Raw genomic sequence first — 17,023 nt, 5'->3', positions numbered from 1 at the left:
GACGGTCAGTCAAACCCGTTCGGCATGTCGGCCTTGGCCAGCGCCGTGGCGCGCGCCTTCATCCAGCCCTCGAGGAAGGCCTTTTCGTCCGACGGCGGATTGGACTTGCCGTAATCCGCCCACGCCGCGCCGAGCACGTCCTGTCGCTTGAACAGCTTGTTGTTGTGGGCGTCCTGAGCGTCAGACCATTGCCCGGCTTCTTTCAGGGCCTTCACCGCGCCGGGATGCACGGGCACCACCCAGTTCTTGGTCTGCCGGTCGGCGGCGAGCCCGCCGGCGCCGGGCGCGGAGTCCTTGTAGGCGTCGTAGTTGACGGTCATCGCCTTGGTCATCGCATAGACCTGGTCGGCGGGTTGCGAGGCATAGGCGACGAAGATCGGATAGGGGTAGTTGCCGAGCTCGATCGGCTTGTCCGGAGTGATGCCGGCACCGCAGGTTGCGGTCTGCGGGAAGAAGAACGAGCCGACCTTCTGCATCCGCGCCCAGCCTTCCTTGTCCTTGGCGGGCAGCGGCGGCCAGACCAGGCCGGGCGGCGAAGTCTCGGCTTCCTTGGCGGGGCCGGTGATGGTGGTGCCGAAGGCGGCGTCGGTGTCGTTGTTGATCAGGCCTTTCCACATCGCACCGTAGCTCGCGAACTCGACGACCTTGACGTCCTTCTGTGTCAGGCCTGCGAAGGCGAGCACCGCGAGCGAGTTCTGGTTCAGCGCGGGCGAGCCGACCACGAATCCGACGCGCTTGCCTTTCAGGTCTTTCAGATCTTTCACGCCGCTATCGGCTGCGACCCCAAGCGAACCGCAATGCAATCGACGCTCGAGAGCATGATCTGGAGCGGCTGCGGGCCCCATTCCTTCGAGCCGAACTCGAACACGCCTTCCTGCGCGAAATAGGTACCAGATCCCATCGCCGATGACGCCGCGCGCTTGGCGCGCAATGGTGCAAGCCGCGCGACGTCGTTGCCTGCGGGCAGCACACGCACATCGGTGCCGTATTTGTCCTTCATCATCTTGCCGACGCCGACCGCGATGTTGAAGCCGGCGGTGCCGGTGTCATAGGCGGTGAACGTCAATGTCGCCGGCAGCTTGATGTCTTCGGCGATTGCATAGCTTGTAGACGCAAAAGAAATGCCCGCAACCAAGGCAGGCGCGAGCATGGTCAGCCCACGAAGCATGTTTCCCTCCAATGATCCTCGCGTTTGCCGCGAAGAGTTTCATTCTTTGTTTGAAACAGATTTTTGTTTGAAGCAGATCATGTCATCGCGATCAGGCGATGGCAACGCCGTACCGCGAACGCGGCGATGAGGCAGACAGATTGTCGCGGAAGCCACGGATAATGCAGTCAGTTCGCGACGATCGGGATCGCCTGTCCTTCGGCGACGACATCGTCGAGCTTGACGAGCAGCGATGTGATCGTGCCGCTCGCAGGCGAGGGCACAGGTATCTCCATCTTCATGGCCTCGACGACTACAACGTCATCGCCATCAGCAACGGTTCCTCCAACTTGCACGGGAGTTGCGCAGATGCGACCCGCGACCTCCGTGACGATCTTAATTTCTGGCATGCCATCGCCTTTTTGTTGTCGTTGCAAAATGCCTGAGGTAGCGTCGTCTGCAAGTGGAATTTAATTCCGCAGAGCGGAACGAACGGTAGGGAACATGGGACGACGATCGGAGCGGTTAAGCAGGCAAGGTGCGCTCGCTGGCGATGCCGGCGAGGGTGATGTCATCCAGGTGGTGTCGCGCGCGTTCGACGTGTTGCGATGCTTCGAGGGCCATGAGGCCCGACTCGGCAATCTCGAGATTTCAAATCGCTGCGGCCTGCCGCGCTCGACGGTGTCGCGGCTCACGCACACGCACACGCACACGCTGACGCGGATGGGGCAACTCGTCTACCTGCCGCGCGACCAGAAATATCGCATCGGTCCGAGCGCAGTGGCGATGAGCGCCTCGATGATGAAGGGCGCGCAGCTGCGCAGCATGATCCGGCAGCGGCTGCAGGAAGTCGCCGAGCAATTGCCTGGCACTGTCGGCTTCGTCGTCCCCGATCGCTTCCATCTGGTCTATCTCCAGTTCGCGCGCTCGGCGACTGCGCTCGGCCTGCATGAGGGCACCGGCAGCCGCATCTCGATGGCCTCGACGGCCGCGGGCGCGGCCTACACCGCGGCGCTGGCGCCTGAAGTCGGCGATGCCTTCATTACAGACATGGAACGGGAAGCGCCCGAAGCTGCAAAGATCCTGCGGCCCCGCATCGAGGCCAACAGGCAGTCGTTGCTCGAGCGCGGTTATGTCACGGCCTGCGGCCTGTGGAGCCCGCACATCAACGGCCTCGCGGTGCCGATCTGGTCGCCGCAATACCAGACCTTCGTCGTCATCACGATCGGGCTGCTGTCGTCGATGTATGACGAGCAGCGTCTGCATGCTGAAGTCGCGCCGTTGATGGTCGCGCTCGGCCGCTCGCTCGGAAGCCTGATGGAGGGCGCGGAAGGCGACGTCTTCAACAACCGTATCTCGCGTAAACCGGTCGCAATGGCCGTGCACAACAATAACAAGCCGATCAATTCGGAGGGAGTGAATGAACTGGAAGCCGGAACTCGACGAGCTCGCCCGGCGCGAAGCCTTCGCGCGGGAGATGGGCGGCGTTGACAAGGTCAAGCGTCAGCATGACCAGGGCCGACTGACTGTTCGGGAGCGTATCGACAAGCTGATCGACAAGGCAGCTTTCACGAAATCGGTGCCGTCTCCGGAATCGGTGAGTACGATTCCAGCGGCGAGCTGCAGAAATTGACGCCGGCGAACTGCGTGTTCGGCCGCGCGCGTGTCGACGGCCGCACCGTGGTGGTCGTCGGCGACGATTTTACCGTGCGCGGCGGCTCGGCCGATGCGTCGATCTCGGCAAAGCCGTTGATGGCGGAGGAGATGGCGCATGATTTCCACCTGCCCATCGTCCGCATCATCGAGGGGTCCGGCGGCGGCGGCTCGGTCAAGACCATCGAGACCAAGGGCGCGGCCAATCTGCCGGGCGGCATTGGCGGCACGCGCTGGTATCGCTTCACGACGGAGAATTTGTCGCGCGTGCCGGTCGTCGCGCTCGGCCTCGGCTCGGTCGCTGGCCTTGGCGCGGCACGCCTTGCCGCCAGCCACTATTCCATCATGACCCGGAAGTCCGCGATGTTCGTCGCGGGGCCACCGGTGGTGAAGGCGCTGGGGCAGGACCTCACCAAGGAGGAGCTCGGCGGCGCCGACATCCAGACTCGCGCCGGCGCGGTCGATCACGCCGTCGATACGGAAGAAGAGGCGTTCGCCTGCGCGCGACGTTTCCTCTCTTATCTGCCGTCATCGGTCTATGAGCTGCCGCCGACCTTGCCCTGCACCGACAATCCGGAGCGCACCGAAGAAGCGCGGATGAATGCGGTGCCGCGCAGCCGCAAGCAGGTCTACAAGATGCGGCCGATCGTCGAGCAGGTCGTCGACAAGGGCTCGTTCTTCGAGGTCGCCAAGAATTTCGGCAAGCCTGTCATCGTCGGTCTCGCCCGGCTCGAGGGCAGGGCGGTGATGGTGCTTGCGAGCGACAGCTTTCACTATGGCGGCTCGTGGACCGCGGATGCGTGCCAGAAGGTGGTGCGCTGGGTCGACTTCGCCGAAACCTTCCACCTGCCGATCGTCTATCTCATGGACTGCCCGGGCTTCATGATCGGCCTCGATGCCGAGAAGGCGGCCACCATCCGCCACGGCGTCCGCGCGATGGCCGCGGTCAACCAGACCACCGTGCCCTGGTGCACCGTGATCCTGCGCAACGCCTTCGGGGTCGCCGGCGTGGTGCATCAGCCGGCCGACCGCTTCTCGATCCGCTACGCCTGGCCGTCAGCCTATTGGGGCTCGCTGCCGCTCGAAGGCGGAATCGAAGCCGCCTACCGCGCCGACATCGATGCGGCCGAGGACAAGGCGGGCAAGCTCAACGAGATCCAGGAACGGCTGAACAAGCTACGATCGCCGTTCCGCTCGGCCGAAAAATTCTGGGTCGAGGAGATCATCGATCCCCGGAAGACGCGGTCGCTGCTGTGCGAGTTCGCAAGGCTGGCCGAGCCGCTGCGGAAGGCGGGGCCGCCGGAGAACATGACGATCAGGCCGTAGGTTGCGGTCATGGCGAGCAACCGGGGGCGCGCGAAGCGAAGTCCCGATGACGGGCTCCGCGAAGCAATCCAGACTTTACCCGCGGAGGCCGTCTGGATTGGTTCGTCGCTTCGCTCCTCGTGGAGCGGCGCGGTGAAAGTCGTGATGGATGGAACCATTTCCGGCGCGGTGCATTCAAACGCGCATGAGGAACCTGTATTTCGGCATCGGGGCTCTCGCCGCCGCGCTGGTTCTCTTTACGATTTGGCTGGGCCAGCATGAACGGGAGGCATCAATCGATCGCCTCGAGCAATGGGTGATTCCGCGCCCGCCACCTGAGCGCTAAAGGAATCGCGGCCGTCACTGACGGCCCTATCGAAATACCCGCAAACACATTCGTTGTAAGCCGCCACGGAAACGGCCACGGCCTTCGGCCGGACAGATCGACATTTTAGACCTGCCGGGGATGTCACTGCCGCCGGTCTTCGGCGGCAGCGACATGAGGATTGACGATTAGCGCTTGGGCAGCGAGGCCATCACTTCGCCCGCGTCGCCATCCTCCAGACAGGGTGTGACGGTCAATGGGAGCAGGTCAGCCCACTGTGCGAGCCAGCGATACATCGCCTTTGGATCGCTCGATTCAGAGATCGCAAATCCCTGTCCGTTCATGCCATGCCACCGGCCCAGCATCTTGACGCCTTCGGGTGGCGCTCCGCCGGTTTCCAGAAAACGGCTGACGGCTGCATTGAAGGTGCCTTGAGGTACACTCCAGGTTGTAATGAATTTCATGCGATTCTCCCATAATCTGAATTATTGGATGAATGCCGCGGCTGCGCCGCCCGCGCACAATAGCGCTGGCGTGTCGAATAACAACGGCGAATGAACCCGTGACGATACGGCCGTAGCGGCGCGAACGGGGAACTCATTGGGGCTGCCGACCTATCCCGTCTCTGATAAGATCATCTCGGGAATGAGACCGGGAGGGCTCGCTCATGTCGGCTGTCGATGCGAAGATCGTCCGCACCATGTGTCCGATGAACTGCCACCCGACGTTTTGCGGAATGCAGGTTGAGGTCGAGAGCGGTCGGCTCAAGACGCTGAGCGGAGACAAGGATAATCCGGACAGTGCCGGGTTTCTTTGCGTTCGCGGGCGCGCGACCAGCGAGATCTTCGGCAATCCGAAGCGACTGCTCTACCCCCAGATTCGCGACGATCGCCGCACCGACATCTGGCGCCGCGTAAGCTGGGACGAGGCGCTGGATTTCATGGCGAAGCGGATGCGGTCGGCTGGACCCGAGGCGGTGGGTCTATGGGCGGGGCATGGCGGCTTCACCGTGGGCAGTGCCGTGACGGTGCAGTTGATGCAGCGTTTCGCGCATATGTATGGATGCCAGAACTGGCATCCTGCAATGGTCTGTTGGGGGCTTGGCGGTTTTGGAGTGGGTCTGACGGGCGCGCTCAAGGTCAATACCAAGGAGGATATGGCTGAGAACTCGAACATGATCGTGCTTTGGGGCGCGAACATTTCGAGTCAGCCCAATACCGCCCGTCATATCGTCGCGGCTCGGCGTCGCGGGGCAAAAGTCATCACGATCGATGTAAGGAGAACGGAAGCGGCGGCTCAATCGGATGAAGTTTTCCTGATCCGCCCTGGATCGGACGCTGTGTTCGCTTTGGCCGTCATGCACGTCATCGTCACTGAAAAGCTCTACGACTCTGAGTTTATCGAAGCGCATACCGTCGGCTTCGCGGAATTGTCGTCTCACGTTCTGCCCTTCACGCCGGCCTGGGCAGCAGCCGAGACCGGTCTTGAGGAAGGCCAGATTGCGTCGTTCGCCAGAGCGTACGCGTCCACGCGACCAGCCATGATCCTTCTCGGCGGCAGCTCCATGCACAAGAGTGCCAACGGCTGGCACGCGGCGCGTGCGATCAGCTGTCTGCCGGCGTTGACCGGCAATTTTGGGGTTGCAGGCGGTGGTCTCGGCCCACGTCATGGCGCCCACAGTGCGGCCATGTGCAATCTGAATACGGGTGTGGCGCGCGCGCCGGGCAATTATGTTGCCAATCAAATGCCCGACATCGCAAAGGCCTTGTCCGACGGGCAGCTCAAGGTTTTGCTCCTGCTGGGGACCAACATGCTGTCGTCCTTCGCGGACGCCGGTGAAATCTCCCATGGTCTCGACAAGACGGGTCTGGTCGTTTGCGTCGATCTGTTCATGAATGAAACGGCGCGGCGTTTCGCCGATGTGCTGCTGCCTGGAACCGCCTGGCTCGAGGAATTGGGATTTAAGGTGACGAACACGCACCTCTATCTGATGGAGCGTGCACTGGAGCGGGAGGGAGAGACGCGCCCGATCTATGAAATCCTGAGTTCTTTGGCACACTCCCTCGGGCTTGCTGACTTCTTTCCGTGGGCGTCGATCGAAGAGGTGATCGATGTCATCTTGAATGACACGACAACCGGCCATGCGACTGTTGCGTCGCTGCGCGCTGCCGGCGGCTTCTTGCCTCTTAACGTGCCCGCGGTCGCCTATGCGGATCGGAAATTCGATTCACCGTCCGGGAAGATCGAATTCTGCTCGCCGCAGGCGGCAAGGCTCGGGCTTCCGCCGCTTCCGGTGCACGGCGGCGACCAGGCTTCGCCCTATCCGTTGTCGCTGAGCTTCGGAAGGACGCTGACACATTTTCATTCGTTCTATGACGGGGGCCAGGCTCTCCCGGCATTGGCAAAGCACAATGTCGCCCCGCAACTCTGGATATCGCCGGTGGATGCAGAGGCGCGTCAACTCAGCAACGGGGATGCGATCAGGATTTACAATCAGCGGGGCGAGTTCGCGGCAAAGGCCTGCGTCACCGACGACGTCAAGCCCGGGGTGGTCTGGATGCGCGATGGCTGGGTTGGCCTCAATCATCTCACGTCCGGCGACGCGGTCCTGACCGGAGACGCTCTCAGTCTTTTTCACTTCTCCGTTGGCCAGTCCGACTACGGCGCTCGCGTGGAGGTCGCGCGAAGGCAGGCATCGTTGTAGACGAGGCTATCCGGCGTCGATCACAGCCGCAGCACCTTGCCTGGATTCATGATGTTCTGCGGATCGAGCGCGCGCTTGATGGTGCGCATGATGTCGAGCTCGGTCTTCGAGCGGTAGTGACTGAGCTCGTCGAGCTTGTCGATGCCGATGCCGTGCTCCGCCGAGATCGAGCCGTCCATGGAAGTGATGAGATCGTTCACGGCCCGCGTGATGGCGGACGAATATTGGGTCAGCGTCTGCTGATCCATGCCTTTGGGGCCCATGAACGAGAAATGCAGATTGCCGTCGCCGATGTGCCCCAAAGGATAGGGGCGAATGGTCGGGAGAATGTCGAGCACGGCCTTGAGCCCCTGGTCGATGAAGCCGGGAATCCTGGAGATGGCCACCGACACGTCGTAGCTCAGTCCCGGCCCCTCGGCACGGGAGGCCTCGGCGACGCTTTCCCGGATGCGCCACATGTTGCGCGATTGATTTCCGGTGTGCGCGATCACCGCGTCGAGCACGCGGCCGGCCTCGAGCTGATCAGCGAGAAACTGCTCCAGCTTCTCGGTCATGCCCTCGGTCCCGTCCTGCCGGGCCCGCGAGGACGACCATTCGAGCAGGAGGTACCATGGCGTGTCGGCCTTGAGAGGATCCTGGGTGCCGGGAATATGGCGCAGCACCATGTCGATGGCGCTGCGGCTCATCAGCTCGCAGGAGCCGACATTGTCCCCTGATGCCGCATGGGCTTCGGACAGGATCTCCAGCGCCGCGCGCGGATCGTGGATCGCCAGCCACGCTGTGCAGATGTCCTTCGGCGCGGGCCATAGCTTGAGGACGGCCTTCGTGATGATGCCCAGCGTTCCCTCGGCGCCCATGAAGAGGTGCTTGAGGTCGTAGCCCGTATTGTCCTTCTTGAGCGCACGCAGTCCGTCCCAGACGTCCCCGTTGGCCAGCACGACTTCGAGCCCCAAGACGAGATTGCGGGCATTGCCATAGCGGAGCACCTGCACGCCGCCGGCGTTCGTCGACAGATTGCCGCCGATCATGCATGAGCCCTGGGCGCCAAGGCTGAGCGGCAGGAACCTGTCGTGACGGCTTGCGGTCTCCTGAAGCGTCTGGAGAACGCAGCCGGCCTCGACGGTCATCGCGTAGCCGACGGCATCGACGTCCAGCACGCGGTTCATGCGGCCGAGTGACAATACGATGCCGGTGTGCGCCGGCCAGGGCGTGGCCCCGCCCATCAGACCGGTGTTGCCACCCTGCGGCACGATCGCGACGCCGTGCTCGTGGCAAAGCCGGACGACTTTCGAAACTTCCTCGGTACTGCCAGGACGAACGACGGCGCCCGCGCCGCCAACCAGCAATCCGCGCCAATCCGTCACGAACGGCTGCTTGCCGTGCTCGTCCTCGATCAGGCCCTTCTCGCCGACGATCGCGCGCAACGCATCGCGCATCCGGGCGGTCAAAGGAGCGGTCGGGATGGTGGGTAGGGAGGACGGGAAGGCAGCCGGCATTTTGTTTCCCCTGGCGCATCTTGGTGTGCACTGCGCGCGTAACGTGCGGGGGTATTCTCCACGTTTGCGGCGGGGAGTCTAATGGCAATATGTCTCGAAGCGGGGGACCGTGGACGAACGCGCCGAGCAGCTGCCGCCACCGACGGCGCTTGGTCTCGGCCGAGCGGAATCCTAGTGGATGATCTGGTTCAGGAAGCCCTTCGCCCGTTCCGTGCGCGGAGCCCGGAAGAATGTCTCCGGATCCGCTTCCTCCACGATGCTTCCGCGATCCATGAAGACGACCCGATCGGCGACCTCGCGGGCGAATCCCATCTCGTGCGTCACGCAGACCATCGTCATTCCATCTCGCGCCAGCTCGACCATGGTGTCCAGCACTTCCTTGACCATCTCGGGGTCGAGAGCGGACGTCGGTTCGTCGAACAGCATGATCTTGGGCTGCATGCACAGCGCCCGCGCGATGGCGACGCGTTGCTGCTGGCCACCCGACAATTGTGCGGGATACTTGTCCGCCTGATCCTGGATGCGGACCTTCCGCAGCAAGCCGAGTGCGCGATCGCGCGCTTCCGCTTGCGAGATGCCGCGAACCTTGATCGGAGCCAGCATGCAGTTCTCGGCGACCGTGAGGTGCGGAAAGAGGTTGAAGCTCTGAAAGACCATCCCGACCTCGCAGCGCACGCTGTTGATGTCGGCCATGCGGTTGCTCAATTCGACACCGTCGACGACGATCCTGCCGCCGTCGTGTTTCTCGATATGGTTGATGCACCGGATGAGCGTCGACTTGCCGGAGCCCGAGGGGCCGCACAGCACGATCTTCTCGCCCTTGCCGACCCTGAGATTGACGTCGTTCAGCGCATTGAATGCGCCGAATCGCTTCATCACATTCTCGACGAGGACGATTGCACTGGGCTGCGTGGCATTGCTGACAGTCGCTTGAGGCATGTTCGTCTCCCGAATACGAGGCCGTTTGGTATCCCGATGATCATCGTGCCGTGGCAAGGCCGTATCGCTTGCGAAGGGTGGCGACGCACTGGGAGGCCGCCGAGCTGATGGCGAGGTAGGCCACCGCGACGACGAGGTACATCTCGACGAGACGTCCATTGAGCTGTGCGAGCTTGGAAGCCGCGCCCAGAAGGTCCGTCAACGACAGCACGTAAACGAGAGACGTGTCCTGAAACAGGATGATCGTCTGGCTCAGGATGATCGGGCTCGCCACGCGAAGGACTTGCGGCAGAACGACATGGCGGTAGGTGTCGTAGGTCGACAGCGCGAGCGCCTGGCAGGCCTCGAACTGCCCCTTGTTCACGGCCCGCAGTCCGACGCGGATGATCTCGGAGTAGTAGGCGGCTTCAAACAAGCCAAAGGTGATGAACGCCGTGTAGGTCGCCCCGATCGGAATCGGGCGGCCGTTGCCGCTCAGGTGCCCAAGCACGATCGGCACCAGGAAGAAGAACCAGAAGAGAACGAGGATCAACGGGATCGACCGGATGATCGCGACGTAGCCGCGGACGATCTGGGCGAACACCGGGACCTCGAAGTGCTGTACCAGCGCAAGACAGGTTCCGAGGACCATGCCGATGGCGAATGCGGCCGCCGTGAGCGAAAGCGAGAAGAGCAGGCCCGACCAGAGATAAGGCCACGACTGCGCGACGATCGAGAAATCGAGGGTATTCATTTCACGGTCTCCATGGCGCCAGGCAGAGCGCTGCCTTGCTGCATGTCGGCGGCGAGATCCTGTTCAGCAGTGAACTTCACCGGGGCGCTGCCTGGAATCCTGACGGCCTTGTCGATGAGCGTCATGATCTGATACGCAACCAGCGCCAGGCAAAGATAGATGATCGTCGCCGCGCCGAATGCCGAGAATGTCTGGAACGTCGCCTCGCTGATCTGGCGCGCCTGTGCGGTCAGCTCCATCAAGCCGATCGTAAGTGCGACGGAGGTGTTCTTGTATATACCCATCACCTCGCTGGTGAGGCTCGGCACGATCAGGCGCAGAGCCTGCGGCACGACGACGTAGCGATAGGTAAGGTAGCCGCTGAGGCCGAGAGCGTTGGCGGCCTCGATCTGCCCCTTCGGAAGCGCTTCGATGCCGGCCCGGACCTGCTCGGCTATCCGAGACGCCGTGTAGAGCCCCAGGCAAAGGAGAGCCGGGAAGAACGATGCCCAAGGCGGCGGCATCTGCTTGATGGCATTTCCGAGCGCGGCCGGCACCACCTCCGGGAAAACGAAGTACCAGAGGAACATCTGCACCAGGACAGGGATGTTCCGGAATATCTCGACGTAGAGCCGGGCCGGAATCGAGACGAAGCGATTCTGGACTGTGCGGCCCACGCCGACGAACACGCCGATGCCGAAGGCGATCCACCAACCGAAGAAGGCCAGAGCCAGGGTCCAACCGAGACCCGACAGAAGCCAGTCGATATAGCGCTGGCCGTCTGCCGCCTGTTCAAAAAGCACTCCGAACATCGCGAGCCTCCGGGTTGCAGGTGCGGACGAGGATGACTTTCCGGGACGATCAGCTCCGTCAATCAGTCGACGGCATCGCTGGGATGTGCGATCCGCTCCATCAACTCGTCGGTGAGCGGGAATGCGAGGTTCTCACCCTTGGGCGGAATCGGCCTGGTGAACCATTTCGCGTAGGTTTTCTCGAACTGGCCGGATGCCATCTGCTTGGAGAGAACGTCGTCGACGAGCCTCTTGAAGCCGGCGTCGCCCTTGGTGAACATCAGCCCATAGTAGATCTTCGCGTAGCCCTCGGAAAGGAACAGGAGCGCGTCCGGATTCGGCGCCGCAGCCTTGAGCCCGGCGAGAAGGATATCGTCCTCCATGAAGGCGACGGCGCGGCCGGTGTTCAGCATGAGGAAAGATTCCGCATGGTCCTTGGCCTGGACGATGTTGAGGCCGAGCTGTTCCTTGGCGTTGACGCTCTGCGCGAAACCCACCGCGTTGGAGCCTTGCGTGACGACAACTGTCTTGCCTTTCAGGTCGCCGGCGGTCTTCACGCCACTGGCGGCCTTGACGAGCCAGCGCGGCTGGCTGACGAACGTTGCGACCGAGAACGAGACCTGTTCCTGCCGCTTCTTGTCGTTGGCGGTGCCGCCGCATTCGATGTCGACAGTCCCGCTCTGGATCAGGGGAATTCGGTTCGAGGAGTTTACCGGCGTGTAGTTGACCTTCAGACTGGGCAACTTCAGCTCATCCTTGATGCGATCGACGATCGCCGCGCAGAGATCGAGCGAGGAGCCGATCGGCTTCTGGTCCGGCCCGAGGTACGAGAACGGTATCGAAGCCTCACGGTAGCCGATCGTGATCGAGCCGCTGGATTTGATCTTGTCGAGCGTCGGGCTGTCGGCTGCCGCGGACGGGCTTGCGTTGACAGCCAGGAGCGCCGGGAGAAGTCCCAATACCTGAACGAGCTTCTTCATGGTTTTTGCCTTCCCATCGTTTGTCAGATTCAAGCTGCGACGGACGGGCGTCCGAGCCCCCGCCGGCGGATGACGTCGATCAGGCGATCGATGTCGGTGGCGGTGTTGAACATGCCGAGCGAGACGCGAATGCCATCTCGTTCGGGCGACACGCGCACGCCGTTCTCCTCGAAATGGCCGAGCCAGTCTGCCGCGGGCAGGGCGATGACGTAGATGTGCGGAGCGCGATGCTTGCGCTCGCGCGGACCAACGAGGCGGACGCCCAGCTCGTCCAGGCGCGCAATCAGGTGATCGCCGAGATCGAAGCAGTGGTTCTGGATGTTCTGCACCCCGATCTGCTCGATCATGTCGAGCGAAGCACCGAGGGCGTGGACTGCGGGCAGATTGAAGTTGCCGAGCTCGAAGCGCCTGGCGGCCGGCGAGGGCGCCATCCCGTCGGCACGCGCGATGAGATCGCTCGGGATCTCGGCGAGGCTCGCAGCCGCCAAATAGGTCGGCTCGAGCTCTTTGAGCGTCTTGTCCCAATAGAGCAGCCCGAGCCCTTGCGGAACCAGTAATCCCTTGTGGCTGCCGGAGCCGATGAAGCTTGCGCCGATCGCCTTGGCGTCAACAGGCACGACTCCGATGGCCTGCATCACGTCCACCACGAAGTGGAGCTTGTTCCTGACGCACATCGCGCCGACGCTCTCGATGTCAAAGCGGTGACCGGCGTGAAAAGTCACATGCGACATCGAGATCGCACGCGTCCTTTCGTCGATGAAGGGAGCAAAGCTGTCGGCGTCGACGACTTCCGTCATTGGGATGAAGCGGACCTCGACGCCTTTCCGTTGCAGATTGAGGAACGCGTAGGCGTTGTTCGGGTGATCGCCGTGGATCATCAGGACATTGTCGCCGGCCTGTAGCGGCAGTGCGTTTGCCGCAATGTTCATGCTTTCCGACGTGTTTTTCGTGAAGGCAATCTCATCCGCCGTCACGCCGAGAAAGCGGGCGACCTTGGCACGGGTCTGCTCGACCCGATCGAGCCAGATGCTCTTCGGACCGGCTGTCTCGAAGCCCTCGCGAAGGAAAAGCTCGATCGCGGCCTTCACGGGACGCGCGAGCGGCGTTTGAAACCCGGAATCCAGATAGACCATCCGTTCGACGGCGGGGAATTCCTTCCTCACGGCGTCCACGTCGTAATGACGAGACATGCACATCTCCTGTTGAGCGCGCCGGCAGAACTTGGCTCCCGGCCAAGCGGCGGAGCGCGATTTTCGGAACGGCGAGACCGCACTGCACAATTTCTGGTCAATCGCCGGTGACGCCAAGAATATGAGCTTTCAGGATTTCGACAATCGATTATGTCGAATTTCAATAGGTTTTATTCCGAAAAATGATAATACTCGGCGTTGATCTTGATTTCACTTCCAGTTTTGGCCGGGTGGGAAATGACGAAGCGAATTGGGCAGGAAGGACCGTTGGATCGGGCTTTCGCGATCGTTCGGCATGTTGCCGACCAGCGCAAAGCCGTCTCGGCCGCGGAGATCGCAAAGGCTCTTTCGCTGCCGCTTCCAACGGCACACAGGTTGATCGGAAACCTCGAAGACCGCGGATTGCTTCAGAAGGCGTTGGGTACCAAGCGGTACGTTGTGGGCAACCAGCTCGTCACACTGTCGGCCACCGTCATCGGCGCTGCGTTTCGTACTGCGCGGCGGCATGCGGTGCTTCGGGCGGTCGCGGGAGAAATCGGCGAACAGTGTGAGATCGGCGTCGTACGCGACAACGTCGTTGCCTATGTCGACAGCGTTCGCGTTTCGGAGCCGCAAGGTCTTCAGTTCAATCCGGGGGAAGCGGCGCCGTTACACTGCACGTCGACCGGAAAGATCTATATGAGCAGACTGCCCGAGCGGATCCGGGCGAAGCTGTGCCGCGCGCTACCCCTGACCAAATTCACCGAAACGACGATCGTCGATGTCCACGCGCTGATGAAGGTTCTCGAGGAGACGCGACAACGCGGCTGGGCCAAGACAAACGAAGAGTACGTCAAGGGGGTGGTGGGGTGCGCCGTCCCCATTCTGTCACCGGATCGGGAATTGATCGCTTGCCTCGGCGTCTCTGTACCGGTGGCCCGCGTGAGCTTCGCCGAACTGGACCGGTTCATAGCGCCGCTTCAAAAGGCCGCCGCTCTGCTATCCGACACCATTCTGCAAGTTGAAGACGACGATGGCGCAGATGCCCAATGACGGCATGATGCCTTGGCCTCTGTGCCATAGCCGTCCTTAACCAGACCGGCGTGCCTGCTGCGCGGTGATGCTGCACAGCCCACCGGACGCACCCGCCAGCGCCGGCGTTGAGGCCGTATCGACCGCACCTGAGGCCGCTTACCCCTCAATCTCTGCGATCGCGTTTAACCGACGTTAATGATGTCTTCTCGATATGGAACATCTCACTCCGTTGCACTCCCTGTTTGTGGATTGCCCGTAAGTGTTGATTAAGAAGGCCATATCCATATTCCAGCCTGCGATTGGCGGGCTGACCGGCAGCGGTAATCCCACCGGTTGCCCCGATCAAAAGACTTTAGTGTCCGACCGAAAAATAAGTTGAGTGATATCAGCGAGTTCTGATTCCATCGGTGTTGCGAAGCATCAAAGGGATCGAGAATGTGGACTGATATCACCCGGGCACAGTTTGCCCGAGAGGAGCTGCGTTTGCCAAGCGACTTGACGAATGCGGAATGGGGCGTGCTGGAGAGGTTGCTTCCTGTGCGGGCCAATCGCGGGCGGCGCCCGAAATGGAGCTATCGCGACATCGTCGAGGCAGTACTCTATCTGCTGCGCGGCGGATTGCCGTGGCGCATGCTGCCGCCCACTCTGTTTCCACCAATGACCACGGTGCAGTACTATTTCTACCAATGGCGCGACAGCGGATTGTGGCAATCGATCAACCACGCACTCCTGATGCTGGCGCGCGAGGCGATCGGCCGGGAGGCCTCGCCGACGGCCGGCGTGATCGACAGCCAATCGGTCAAGACCACGGAAAGTGGCGGCCCTCGCGGCTACGACGCGGGAAAGAAGATCAAGGGTCGAAAGCGCCACATCGTCACCGACACCCAAGGGCTCCTGGTCGGAGCGATCGTTCACGCTGCCGACGTCCAGGATCGTGACGGCACGCCAGATGTCCTGTGCAGCATTCGCTACCGCTTCCCCTGGCTGCGCCATATCTTCGCCGATGGCGGCTATGCCGGCGAAAAGCTCAAGGCGGTGCTGGAAAAGATCGGCCGGTGGACTGTCGAGATCATCAAGCGCTCCGATGCCGCACAGGGCTTCGAGGTGCTTCCGCGCCGCTGGGTGGTCGAACGAACCTTCGCCTGGCTCGGCCGCAACCGCAGATTGGCCAAGGACTTCGAGCGAACCATCGAAAGCGCAACTGCCTGGCTCTTCCTCGCCTCTGTCCAACTCATGACAAGGCGCATCGCAGCGATAAAAACAGCAATGCAATTTTGAGTCAGGCTCTTAGGAATTGCTCTCTGCCGCCACGACGGCAATCAGGATGAAGGTCATGCTCCGCCGGGTAGTGCTGCGTTTCGCAAGAGACCGGAAGGCCAACATCGCCGTTATCTTCGCCCTCACGATGGTGCCGATCGTCTTTCTCCTGGGCATGACGCTCGACTACACGCAGGCCGTCCGCAAGCGGGAACAATTGAACGCAGCCGCCGACGCGGCCGCGATCGCAGCCGTGCGGCCGGCGATGCTGACCCAGACCGACAAGACGGTCGTCCAGGCGACCGCCGCAGCCGTCTTTGCAGCGAAGGCGAATCTTCCCGGTCTGACGGCGACGCCGACGCCGACCATCACCGTCACGGATTCCGGCCTCGCACGAAGCATCACGGTTTCGTACACCGCGCAGTCCGTCAATAATTTCCCCAGCGTTCTCGGCAAGCAGACCTGGGACGTCTCTGGCTCCTCAACGGCGAAGGCGTCGAGTGCGCCCAACATGAACTTCTACCTGCTGCTGGACGACTCGCCGTCGATGGCGCTTGCTGCGACGCAGGCCGACATCACCAACATGATCGCGGCCACGAAGAACCAGCCCAGCTACGCGAAGAATTGCTCGTTCGCCTGCCATGAGGCGCGTCCCAACAACGCAACTGCCAGCTCGACGAACAAGGACAATCTCACCGTCGCACGCGCAAACAACATCACGCTGGCATCGATCTCGTGACCAACGCCGTTACGCAATTGCTGAAGGGACCCTGGACGTGCCCGCAGGCGGGTGTGACGGGCGGCGTCATGCAGTGCATGTCGGCGCTCAACAACACGACCTACAAGGCCGCCATCTACACCTTCGACTACGCCCTCAACACGATTCAGGTGCTGACCACGCCGGACACCGCCGCCACGAAGATCAACAACATTCAGCTCCTAACGGTCGACCACCAGAACTGCCCCATTGTCGATAGCAAGGGCAACTGCACCTACACCACCGACTACGGCACGGATATCTCTGGCGGGCTCACGGGCGTCAACACCGTGATGCCTGCGCCAGGCACCGGCACCAATCAGGCGGGCGATACGCCGCAGGAAGTGGTCTTCCTCGTCACCGACGGCGTCGAGGACAAGCTCATCCCGAAGACGGGGGGCTCCTGCGACCCCAATGCCACCTATGCGCTTCCGACAGCCAACTCGACGACCTTGCGGTGCCAGCAACCGCTCGACACGAGGGTCTGCACGACGATCAAGAACCGCGGCATTCGCATCGCGGTCCTCTACACCGAGTATCTGCAGCTGAGCGACAGCTGGTACACGAGCCGCATCTCGCAGTTCAACAATCCATCCTCGTCAACCGGCACGATCGCGACACGGCTGCAATCGTGTGCATCGCCCGGTCTGTATGCGAGCGTGCAGACAGGTGGCGACATTTCCGCGGCGCTGACCAACCTCTTCATCAAGGTTGCGTCCAGCACGGCCAGCCTCGTGCAGTAGGGAAGGCGCC

General features: G+C 62.1%; 12 protein-coding genes and 3 pseudogenes. 6 read left to right on the top strand and 9 right to left on the bottom strand.

Annotated features, from left to right (window positions below; translation table 11 throughout):
* Nucleotides 1–5: 5 nt before the first annotated feature.
* Nucleotides 6–1,168, bottom strand: a pseudogene (locus HAP41_RS28690) (TAXI family TRAP transporter solute-binding subunit).
* A gap of 167 nt (nucleotides 1,169–1,335) precedes the next feature.
* Nucleotides 1,336–1,557, bottom strand: a complete 222-nt coding sequence (locus tag HAP41_RS28685) for a biotin/lipoyl-containing protein (protein ID WP_166095217.1) — start codon at nucleotides 1,555–1,557, stop codon at nucleotides 1,336–1,338.
* A 94-nt stretch (nucleotides 1,558–1,651) separates the two neighbouring features.
* Here HAP41_RS28685 and HAP41_RS28680 point away from each other — a divergent pair, with 94 nt between their 5' ends.
* Together HAP41_RS28680 and HAP41_RS28675 are read left to right on the top strand one after the other, a co-directional pair.
* A complete protein-coding gene (locus HAP41_RS28680; protein WP_166095222.1) occupies nucleotides 1,652–2,638 on the top strand; it encodes an IclR family transcriptional regulator in 987 nt (328 codons plus the stop codon).
* Nucleotides 2,568–4,126: pseudogene (locus HAP41_RS28675) on the top strand (acyl-CoA carboxylase subunit beta). Before HAP41_RS28680 ends, HAP41_RS28675 begins: the two are co-directional and overlap by 71 nt.
* Nucleotides 4,127–4,618: 492 nt before the next feature.
* On the opposite strand, the gene HAP41_RS28670 reads toward HAP41_RS28675, so the two are convergent.
* Nucleotides 4,619–4,894: a DUF3303 domain-containing protein gene (locus tag HAP41_RS28670; RefSeq protein WP_038941960.1), complete on the bottom strand. Its 276-nt coding sequence runs from the start codon at nucleotides 4,892–4,894 to the stop codon at nucleotides 4,619–4,621.
* 203 nt (nucleotides 4,895–5,097) lie between these two features.
* Here HAP41_RS28670 and HAP41_RS28665 point away from each other — a divergent pair, with 203 nt between their 5' ends.
* Complete coding sequence (locus HAP41_RS28665) at nucleotides 5,098–7,134, top strand: molybdopterin-containing oxidoreductase family protein (protein WP_166095229.1); 2,037 nt, start codon at nucleotides 5,098–5,100, stop codon at nucleotides 7,132–7,134.
* 20 nt (nucleotides 7,135–7,154) lie between these two features.
* Here HAP41_RS28665 and HAP41_RS28660 read toward each other — a convergent pair whose 3' ends face one another.
* From HAP41_RS28660 to HAP41_RS28635, 6 genes are all read right to left on the bottom strand, one after another.
* Nucleotides 7,155–8,630, bottom strand: a complete 1,476-nt coding sequence (locus tag HAP41_RS28660) for an FAD-binding oxidoreductase (RefSeq protein ID WP_166095234.1) — start codon at nucleotides 8,628–8,630, stop codon at nucleotides 7,155–7,157.
* Nucleotides 8,631–8,801: 171 nt separating this feature from the next.
* Nucleotides 8,802–9,569, bottom strand: coding sequence for an amino acid ABC transporter ATP-binding protein (locus HAP41_RS28655; RefSeq protein WP_166095239.1), 768 nt, complete (start codon nucleotides 9,567–9,569; stop codon nucleotides 8,802–8,804).
* Nucleotides 9,570–9,609: 40 nt separating this feature from the next.
* Nucleotides 9,610–10,302: an amino acid ABC transporter permease gene (locus HAP41_RS28650; RefSeq protein ID WP_166095254.1), complete on the bottom strand. Its 693-nt coding sequence runs from the start codon at nucleotides 10,300–10,302 to the stop codon at nucleotides 9,610–9,612.
* The gene (locus HAP41_RS28645) at nucleotides 10,299–11,093 is read right to left on the bottom strand and encodes an amino acid ABC transporter permease (RefSeq protein WP_166095259.1); all 795 of its coding nucleotides are present in this window, start codon (nucleotides 11,091–11,093) and stop codon (nucleotides 10,299–10,301) included. Before HAP41_RS28645 ends, HAP41_RS28650 begins: the two co-directional genes overlap by 4 nt.
* A 62-nt stretch (nucleotides 11,094–11,155) precedes the next feature.
* Nucleotides 11,156–12,052, bottom strand: coding sequence for an amino acid ABC transporter substrate-binding protein (locus tag HAP41_RS28640; protein ID WP_166095264.1), 897 nt, complete (start codon nucleotides 12,050–12,052; stop codon nucleotides 11,156–11,158).
* A 29-nt stretch (nucleotides 12,053–12,081) separates the two neighbouring features.
* The gene (locus HAP41_RS28635; RefSeq protein WP_175618070.1) at nucleotides 12,082–13,242 is read right to left on the bottom strand and encodes an aminotransferase class V-fold PLP-dependent enzyme; all 1,161 of its coding nucleotides are present in this window, start codon (nucleotides 13,240–13,242) and stop codon (nucleotides 12,082–12,084) included.
* Between the two features lie 237 nt (nucleotides 13,243–13,479).
* Here HAP41_RS28635 and HAP41_RS28630 point away from each other — a divergent pair, with 237 nt between their 5' ends.
* The 3 genes and pseudogenes from HAP41_RS28630 to HAP41_RS28620 all read left to right on the top strand — a co-directional run bounded on the left by HAP41_RS28630 (nucleotide 13,480) and on the right by HAP41_RS28620 (nucleotide 17,013).
* Entirely contained in the window at nucleotides 13,480–14,274 is a 795-nt protein-coding gene (locus HAP41_RS28630; protein ID WP_166095274.1) for an IclR family transcriptional regulator, read from the top strand.
* Between the two features lie 417 nt (nucleotides 14,275–14,691).
* On the top strand, nucleotides 14,692–15,534 hold the full coding sequence (locus tag HAP41_RS28625; RefSeq protein WP_166095277.1) for an IS5 family transposase: 843 nt from the start codon (nucleotides 14,692–14,694) through the stop codon (nucleotides 15,532–15,534).
* 55 nt (nucleotides 15,535–15,589) lie between these two features.
* A pseudogene (locus HAP41_RS28620) lies at nucleotides 15,590–17,013 on the top strand (TadE/TadG family type IV pilus assembly protein).
* Nucleotides 17,014–17,023: the final 10 nt, after the last annotated feature.

Source organism: Bradyrhizobium barranii subsp. apii, assembly GCF_011516635.5.
GTDB lineage: Bacteria > Pseudomonadota > Alphaproteobacteria > Rhizobiales > Xanthobacteraceae > Bradyrhizobium > Bradyrhizobium barranii.
This window is presented reverse-complemented; position numbering and strand designations above follow the sequence as displayed.